We start from the raw sequence: 7,941 nt of genomic DNA, 5'->3' as shown, positions 1-7,941 counted from the left end.
GATCGACGAGCTCATATTCCAGCCCCTCGTAGAACTGGTCGAAGATCGAAAGCCGGCTGCCCGGCTTGCCCGTCATGTCGAGGATCAGATCGGTGCGCATTGCGGGACCCAGCACCACCCGCCTCCGGCGCGTGTGGCGTCACCGGCTGGCCGTCGAGCGCGATGACGGCCGGCCTGAAAACCCGTGAAGTCGGGACTGAAGATGCGTGCATTGGCGGCGTTGATCAGCCGCAGCCGGATGCGCTCGCCCTTTCTGACCGCAAAGGTATCCGGCACGCGGCCATTGATGGTAACCGTGTTGCCGACGCGGCCATTGTGGTGAATGTCGTGCCGGTTGCCGAAATCCTCGCTGATTGCGCCAGATTTCGTCAGCCCTCAGTCACCGAGCATCCAGGTCACCTCGCGATCGGCCCGCACCGCCTTCGGTTCCTCGATGATCAGCGGACCATAAAGTCCGCGCCCGACCTGTTCGAAGCTCCGCTGGTGCGGGTGATACCAGCAGATGCCGACGTCGACGGCGTCGAACTCGTAGACGAAGCGCTCGCCCGCTCCAATCGGCTTCTGCGTGAGGTGAGGCACGCCATCCATGGCATGTGGCACACGCACGCGATGCCAGTGCACGGTCGTTTTCTCGGCAAGGCCGTTCTCTACCTCGACCCGCACGCGCTCGCCCTGACGGACCCGGATTTCCGGGCCTGGAACGGGCCTTCGGCGCGCAATCGAGCCCGGTTCACCCGGCCCAATGGCGTCCACTTTGGGGGCGCATGCACTGCAGACCCGCTGGACCTGATCCGGGAGAGAATGGGCGCGGCGATTGGAATAGCTATGAAAGCGCATCGGACCGTGGAACTGCGCGCGCAGACTTTCGGAGGAAGGCTCGCTTTTAAGCGTTATCGTGCAACTCTGACCGTTCTTCGCCTTGGCGGGTGCCGCGGAAGAATCCCGGGTTCTGCGAGCGCTCCGAGAACACCTGCGGTCGATCCTGTACCACAATTTCGCGAAGCTCGATGCTCTCTACAAACGATGTCTTGGATTCTCACGCCCTTATTTCAGCACTTCGCTCGCTTGCCCGACTCGGCCGCGGTCAGCCTTCACCGCCAATTTTATTGGCGCAGCGACGTTCCTATCGGGTCAGGCGAGGCTTCTTGAACCTGCCGCTCTCTCGTTGCCCTGGCACGATTAATCGTCCTCTCAGTCTCGTCATTGGCGGAGTCGCTCCTGAGGCGCGCGCCGGCGAGTTCGAGGAGCGCGTGGCTATCTCCTCGGTCCAGCCGGATTCCGCTGCGCGCTCAGCCAATTCCTGGAAGGCCGATTCCAAGGCGAGCTGGCATTGAAGGCCGCGGTCCGGATGGTCGACTGGGCAGCTTGGTTCCACGATCGCAATGCTTGATCGCTTCATTGCAGGCCATGGGCTCTCGCCCTCTCCTTTTGCCACACGAGGCGCCAGCTCACGTGTTGTTGTTGGCGTGCGCCCCGGCAACCGCTTTCACCAGCCGCTCCGGCGATCCCGCGCGCTCCAGCTCCGCAAAGAATGATGCGGCGTGACGCTACCCAGCCGGTGCTTCTCGGCCAATTTGCACACATAGGGATAGTCGACCATGAAATCGGATCGAGGCGAGGCGTTGGACGTTTCAGTCTTGGTCTGAATGCCGCCGCCCACGAGCCGATCGGCCTTCTCGATGATTTGGCGCACCCTCGTTGTCGACAAGCCATGTTCCTGAGCCAGGTCGGCGAAACTCTTGCCCTTCAGAAAGCCGTCGACCAGGGCTATGTTCCTATCGACGGTCGGCTAAATCCCAGCAGGCGCGCAGTTTTCCAGCATCATTCCGTTTGTTCATCCGCTTGTCCGCGCCCCCTGCAAATCCTACCGGGCCAAATCGGTGCTTGGAAGACCCACTCATGTCATGGCCTCGGGAAAGTACCAGGCCGACGGTCATGTGAATACGAAAGATGCTGGCGATCACCATGATCGTTGGTGACCGCTGACCTCCCGAATGTCGGCTTCGACGGCACACCGGGAGCTCTCGGCAATGTTGAATAATTCCGTTTGAAGATGGTTGACTTCGTCGTCGAGGCTCGATCCATCAGGATCGGTATCGACGATTCTATATTTGAGGAACCCAAATTCGTTTGACTCGCGCAATTCGCTGTACGGCGTATCATCGCAAGCGCGGGATTGCGACATCCTGCGAAGTGCCCACGTTGCTGGAATCGATTTTGCGGAAGTAAAAAGGCCCCGGCGCTGGGTCGGCGCGCAGGGCCTTCAGGCATGTACGAGCTACCAGCATGTCCAGTTATGATCGTGCGCTATCATAATGAACAAACGGTGAATGATCGCTATCCGAGGTGCAGGGCGGGCGAGATGGTGGGGCGGTGGGGGACCTGTACCGCTGCAGCGGGGCCACGAGCAGCGACTCGAGCCATGCGCCACGCTGCAGGACCTCGATTTCGGGCCAAGCCTCGAGCCCGCAACTCGCCTTGCTTCTCGGAAATCATAAGGCTTTGTGGGGCGGTTAAGCAGCGCGATATGGCCGCGGCGATACGAAGTTTTCATCTTTACCCTGTTCAGACGGTCAGGCTGCCTTCGCCGCCGGCTTGGCTGCCTTGACACGGGTTATACTGCGGCGACCGTCGACGCCGATCGGAACGTCACCGTCAACCGTAGCGCGACGCACAACCCGGTGCTGGTCGCCATAATCGTTGACCGCATAATGCTGGGTAGCACGGTTGTCCCAGATAGCGACGTCGCTTACTTGCCAGCGCCACCGCACGGTATTTTCCGGGGCAGTGACGTAGGACTGGAACACCTCGTAGAGTTTGGCGGAATCGCTCTTGGAAAGGCCGACGAGGCGCTGCACGAAATTGCCGAGCAGCAGCGACTTCTCCCCGGTTTCCGGATGGACGCGCACGACCGGATGCTCGGTCTCGTAGATCGTCGATGTGAAGACTTCCTCGAAGTGCCTCTTCTCTTCGGCTGTGGCGCGCGGGCGCACGGCTGCGTAGTCGTAGGCATTGCTATGAATAGCCCACAGATTGTCCGCCAATATTTTGAGCGGCGCCGGCAGATTCTCGTACGCGGCGTGCGTGTTGGACCAGATCGTGTCGCCCCCCGCCGCCGGAATGACGACGCCACGTAGGACCGAGAATTTCGGATAGGCATCGACGAAAGTCACATCGGTATGCCACTGGTCTGCCCTGCCACCGCCACGGCCGGAATCGAGATTGAGGATTGAGGCCGTGCCGGCTGCCGGCCCCTGCGTGGGATGAGGTACAAGGTCACCCAGACGCCGCGCGAACAATTCCTGCTCCGCATCGTCGAGATGCTCCTGGCCGCGGAAGAAGATCACCTTGTGCTTTAGAAGAAGCTGGTTGATGGCTGCTATCGCTGCGTCCGAAAGGTCTCCGCCAAGGCGAACGCCTCTGATTTCAGCTCCGACACGGCTGGTCAGCGATACAACGTCGGAGTCAAGAATGGTCCGGTTGACAAGGACTGGACTGCTCATGGGTTCTCCTGTTTGATCTTGAAAGGGATAGCAAGTCACATCCGGCCAGCGGATGTCCGCGCTGCGTTGAAAAGTCTCATCGCTAGTCGACAGAGCTATCGAACAGGATAATTGACGTAAACTATAGAAAGAATGTTCTAAATTAAACTGGCTCGACGAAAGAGCAGTCTCCGTTGCTCCGGTCTCGGTGTTGAGTTCTCTAAGGCTGCGCCACACCTTGGTCTCCACGCCGGCATATGATCTCATTGTGCAGCCCCGTGCTCGCACGCCCCGTAGTGGCGAAACTAATTGCAAGCTGCTGCAACACGCCCCCCTGGCGGCCTGCACCGAAACGACGACAGGGGTGCATCTGATTAGCCGTGAACCCAGGTCTCAAAAACCATCCGGCGTGACGAGCGGACGCACCGCACGTGTGACACCCGCCTTGTGGGGCAGGGTTGCCTTTCTCAATCCCGGCGTTGGTCGACGTCCCAATGAGCAGCAAGCTATTATCGGCCGCCGAATCTTGGTGGCTTCGTCGAGAGCCTCAATCAACCAAGCGGCGAAAGCCTCGCTAGAGTCTCGCCCGCCTGTCGCTATGAAGCAGTTGCAGGCAGCGCTGCTTCAGGCGCATGAACTCGCCCGATGCAATGATTTCCGTTGCCCTGGGTCTTTCGAAGGGCACTGTTTCGATTCCCTTCTTCTTCGGCGCGCGGCTTGATGCCGACATACGGTTTCTTGACCTGCCGCCTGAACGGCTGCCGAAGCGGGTGCCCCGCCAGCGACCCCGACAATGCACTGTTCCGCAACTGCTGAAGAGCCGACTGCGCTCGCATCCCGATGCTGCGCAACGGCACTATGCCGACATTCTGGAGACCGCAGCCGCATGAGCCTCGAGATGTTCCGCCGACCGTCGACAAAGGCGTCCTCTCGCCTGCGTCCGCCATTTGCGTCAGTGCTCGATCTGATTGGGGAGACGCCGGTCGTCGAACTGAAGAGCTTCGATACCGGCAGGTGTCGTCTCTTCGTCAAGCTCGAAAGCCAGAATCCCGGCGGATCGATCAAGGATCGCATTGCGTTGTCGATGATCGTTAATGCCGAACAGCGTGGCCAGCTCGCGCGGGGCGGTACAATCATCGAAGCGACCGCTGGCAACACAGGGCTCGGCCTGGCCTTCTGGCGGCACGAAGCGCGTGATCGCGTGTCCAAAAGCTGACAGCGTCAGACAAATGTCAGGTTCATTACAACCAACATCTGGGCACTGTCGAGGTTTTTCGAAGCAATGGGCGCTAACTGCGCGCTGAGCGCGTTGGCATGGCTTTTGAGACTGAGTGACTGTGACTGCACTCAATGGGGCAAGACGAGCGATCCGCTCCTCCCTGAACCCGTGTGCCGTCTCTGAGAGGAAACCAGCTCGTGCAGAAACCTTTGGAAATAGCTTTGGACCGCAACGTGGTATTGCAGATGGAGTCCCCGGCTCCTTCGATTAAAGTCGAGAACTGGCTGCGTGGCGAGCCCCTCACCAGCTTTGAGCCCGGCAAAGTGTGCATAGTCGAATTTTGGGCAACTTGGTGCGGCCCGTGTGTGGACGGGATGCCCCATCTGATCCAGTTGCAGGAGAAATACAAGGACAACGGCGTTGAGATCGTCGGAGTCGCGGCTTCTGAAGACGCTCCAACGGCCGACGAGGCCCGAAGCACGTTGGACGCTTGGTTGACCGAAAAATTCCCGAATCTGAACTATCGGATCGCATTCGACTCCACAGGCGAAATGGACAAGCTTTGGATGGAGCCCAGCTTTTCTTACGGGGTCCCGACCTCGTTCGTGGTCGACCGAGACGGCCACATCGCCTTTATCGGTCATCCGACGCAACTCGATGAGGTTTTGCCGAAGGTGCTTAACGGCAGCTGGCGCACCAGCGATCAGGCAAAATCCGCCGATACGGAGCGGATTGCGGAAGGCGAAACCATAGCGCGCGAACAAGCGCTGACCAAGCCCATATACGACAAACTTCGGCCGGCAATGGAGGCCGAGGATTGGAAGACGGCGCTCTCGGCGATTGAAGAAGGCATCGCCTTGATACCGGACAAACTCAACTTCCGAGTGAGTCATGTCAATCTGTTGCTTCACAGAATGCGCGACATGCAGGCCGGCTTGCCCGTAATGCGCCAATTCGTTCGCGACGCGATCGACAGAAAGTCCGAGGGATGGATGTATTGGGCGCTATACCAACTCTTCGCGCCGGGCTTTGATTATTCCGGCTTTCCGTCTGCTGAGCGCTTCGCGATGGGCGAAGAGCTGTCCAAACACATCGTGGCACTGCCGCAAGGCGGCGGCTCTAAGTTCCTGTCTTATCCGGTGGTCGCTCAGTACTATCATGAGAGCGGCAACAAAGATCGCGCCATCGAGTTGCTCGAGCAGACACTGAAAGCGCTGGAGGGTCCGGAGCCTGTCTCGGACGACCTGAAACAGCACCTTCTACCCGAGTTGCTGCAGGCTCTGGCCAACTACAAGGGTGAGAAGGTTTGTTACGGCGCTCTCTGTGTGGCTCCGCAAGAGGATTTTCCCAAAAGGTGAAAGGGGGCGGCCAAGGAGGAAACCAAAGAGGGGCGATAGTCGAATGGCTTACTGGCCAATTCGTCCATTTCCCTGACGTGGTTGTACAAATAGGCCGGCCCAGGCGTCCAGCCCAGCCTCGCCGTTATCCGCAAACACGTGACCGAGCAAGGAGAAGACGTGCCTGATCAACTCACCAAAACATACTGCCGCTAAGGGTCTCCCGGACCCGTCAAAGATGGCACTGGAGTAAGGCTGGCAACATGAAGCTCGGCGCTGCCCACCGATCCCGGGAAGACGGGGGACGCAGCCGACCGCCTGTCTCTGCGCCAGGCAAGAACGGAGGACAGGACGATGACGGAAGTGACGCCATCTGCGACGAACGGCCCGGCCGCGCAGACGAAAGCGCCAGCCGTCAAAAATCCGTCCATCGCCACTGGCCTGACCAGGATCGGGCGGACCCCTACCGGGTTCGCCGCCCACGGCCTCTACGATCCGCGCAACGAGCACGATGCCTGCGGCGTCGGCTTCATCGTCAATATGAAGGGCGTCAAGTCGCATCAGATCGTCACGGACGGCCTGGCGGTGCTCGAAAATCTGACGCATCGCGGCGCCGTCGGCGCCGACCCGCTGATGGGCGACGGCGCCGGCGTGCTGGTGCAGCTTCCCGACCGCTTCTTCCGCGAGGAGATGGCCAGCCAGGGGGTCGAACTGCCAAAACCCGGCCATTACGCCGTCGGCCATGTGTTCATGCCGCGCGATCCTGAGCTTCAGGCGCATATCGAAGGCATCATCGCCGAGGTCGCGCAGCTCGAAGGCCAGCCGCTGCTCGGCTTTCGCGACGTGCCGGTCGACAATTCATCGCTGTCAAAGGCGCCTGATATCGCTGCTTCAGAACCGGTCCAGCGGCAGGTGTTTCTGGGTCGTGGCGCCGAGATCGAGAGCGACGACGATTACGAACGGCGGCTCTACATCCTGCGCAAGGTCATTTCCGGTCGTATCCATGAAGAGACCAAGGGCGTCGACAATGGCTTCTACGTCGTGTCGATGTCATCGCGGACCATCGTCTACAAGGGCATGTTCCTGGCCTATCAGGTCGGCGCCTATTACAAGGATCTGACCGATCCGCGTTTCGAGACGGCGCTGATCCTCGTCCACCAGCGTTTCTCGACCAACACCTTCCCGTCGTGGAAGCTGGCGCATCCCTATCGCATGGTCGCCCACAATGGCGAGATCAACACGCTGCGCGGCAACGTCAACTGGATGGCGGCGCGGCAGGCCTCGGTCGATTCCGAACTGTTCGGCAACGACATCTCCAAGCTGTGGCCGATCTCCTATGAGGGGCAGTCGGACACCGCCTGTTTCGACAATGCGCTCGAATTCCTGACGCAGGGCGGCTACTCGCTCGCCCACGCGATGATGATGCTGATCCCCGAGGCCTGGGCCGGCAACAAGCTGATGGATCAAGATCGCAAGGCCTTTTACGAATACCACGCCGCCCTGATGGAGCCGTGGGACGGGCCGGCGGCGGTGGCCTTCACCGACGGCCGCCAGATCGGCGCCACGCTCGACCGCAACGGGCTGCGCCCGGCGCGCTACATCGTCACCGACGACGATCGCGTCATCATGGCCTCGGAAGCCGGCGTGCTGCCGGTGCCGGAGGAAAGGATCGTCAAGAAGTGGCGGCTGCAGCCCGGCCGCATGCTGCTGATCGACCTGGAGAAGGGTCGCATCGTTTCCGACGAGGAGATCAAGTCGGAGATCGCGACCAGGCATCCCTACAAGAGCTGGCTCGCCAACACCCAGCTCATCCTCGAAGACCTGAAGCCGGTCGAGCCGCGGGCGCTGCGCAGGGACGTCAGCCTGCTCGATCGCCAGCAGGCGTTCGGCTTTACCCAGGAAG

At 60.4% G+C, this 7,941-nt stretch carries 6 protein-coding genes and 2 pseudogenes; 5 read left to right on the top strand and 3 right to left on the bottom strand.

Annotated features, from left to right (window positions below; genetic code table 11):
- Positions 1-375: 375 nt before the first annotated feature.
- Complete coding sequence (locus EN742_RS39395) at positions 376-663, bottom strand: multicopper oxidase domain-containing protein (protein ID WP_236473615.1); 288 nt, start codon at positions 661-663, stop codon at positions 376-378.
- 482 nt (positions 664-1,145) lie between these two features.
- On the opposite strand from EN742_RS39395, the gene EN742_RS38130 reads away from it, so the two are divergent.
- Complete coding sequence (locus EN742_RS38130) at positions 1,146-1,334, top strand: hypothetical protein (RefSeq protein WP_158302651.1); 189 nt, start codon at positions 1,146-1,148, stop codon at positions 1,332-1,334.
- A gap of 152 nt (positions 1,335-1,486) precedes the next feature.
- Here the strand turns inward: EN742_RS38130 and EN742_RS16035 are convergent, their stop codons facing one another.
- Together EN742_RS16035 and EN742_RS16030 are read right to left on the bottom strand one after the other, a co-directional pair.
- Positions 1,487-1,693, bottom strand: a complete 207-nt coding sequence (locus EN742_RS16035) for a hypothetical protein (RefSeq protein ID WP_091600627.1) — start codon at positions 1,691-1,693, stop codon at positions 1,487-1,489.
- Between the two features lie 880 nt (positions 1,694-2,573).
- Positions 2,574-3,503 carry a TauD/TfdA family dioxygenase gene (locus EN742_RS16030; protein ID WP_128333014.1) on the bottom strand — a complete coding sequence of 310 codons (930 nt, stop codon included), beginning with the start codon at positions 3,501-3,503 and terminating at the stop codon, positions 2,574-2,576.
- Between the two features lie 611 nt (positions 3,504-4,114).
- On the opposite strand from EN742_RS16030, the gene EN742_RS16025 reads away from it, so the two are divergent.
- The 4 genes and pseudogenes from EN742_RS16025 to EN742_RS16010 all read left to right on the top strand — a co-directional run.
- Complete coding sequence (locus EN742_RS16025; protein WP_029356656.1) at positions 4,115-4,372, top strand: hypothetical protein; 258 nt, start codon at positions 4,115-4,117, stop codon at positions 4,370-4,372.
- An 8-nt stretch (positions 4,373-4,380) separates the two neighbouring features.
- Positions 4,381-4,656: pseudogene (locus EN742_RS16020) on the top strand (pyridoxal-phosphate dependent enzyme); the annotation flags it as partial.
- Positions 4,657-4,946: 290 nt separating this feature from the next.
- Positions 4,947-6,059: a TlpA disulfide reductase family protein gene (locus tag EN742_RS16015; RefSeq protein ID WP_051695610.1), complete on the top strand. Its 1,113-nt coding sequence runs from the start codon at positions 4,947-4,949 to the stop codon at positions 6,057-6,059.
- Between the two features lie 333 nt (positions 6,060-6,392).
- A pseudogene (locus EN742_RS16010) lies at positions 6,393-7,941 on the top strand (glutamate synthase subunit alpha); the annotation flags it as partial.

Origin of the sequence: Mesorhizobium sp. M4A.F.Ca.ET.020.02.1.1 (genome assembly GCF_004022645.1) — a bacterium.
Classification (GTDB): Bacteria; Pseudomonadota; Alphaproteobacteria; order Rhizobiales; family Rhizobiaceae; genus Mesorhizobium.
The sequence above is the reverse complement of the archived record's forward strand: the minus strand, read 5'-3'. Positions and strand labels throughout refer to the sequence as shown.